The organism is Paenibacillus popilliae ATCC 14706 (assembly GCF_000315235.1).
GTDB classification, from domain to species: domain Bacteria; phylum Bacillota; class Bacilli; order Paenibacillales; family Paenibacillaceae; genus Paenibacillus_B; species Paenibacillus_B popilliae.
Genome location: NZ_BALG01000239.1, coordinates 1 through 336, shown reverse-complemented (window position 1 = coordinate 336; position 336 = coordinate 1). Strand labels below are relative to the sequence as shown.

Annotated in this window: 1 tRNA gene and 1 rRNA gene; both read right to left on the bottom strand. The window is 44.9% G+C overall.

The annotated features are described in order from the left end of the window. Positions 1 to 107 precede the first annotated feature (107 nt). Positions 108 to 183, bottom strand: a tRNA-Ala gene (locus tag PPOP_RS14990). A 92-nt stretch (positions 184 to 275) separates the two neighbouring features. Further along, positions 276 to 336, bottom strand: a 16S ribosomal RNA gene (locus PPOP_RS14985); the annotation flags it as partial.

Genomic DNA, 336 nt, shown 5'->3' with positions numbered 1-336 from the left:
TCTCGGTGCTGAAAAGCAAACTTTTTAACTCCTATTTAAAATTAAAGGATGATTCTAAGCTTTACTTTCGCGATTCAGTTTTCAAGGTACAAAAAAGATGAAATCTATGGTGGAGCCAAGGAGGATCGAACTCCTGACCTCCTGCTTGCAAGGCAGGCGCTCTCCCAGCTGAGCTATGGCCCCAAAATGAATTCCATCAAAACTGAACAAATGAACGAAGCGATTGGAAGCTTATGCTTCTTGTATGTCTCCGTCGCAGGAGACGTATTCCTTAGAAAGGAGGTGATCCAGCCGCACCTTCCGATACGGCTACCTTGTTACGACTTCACCCCAATC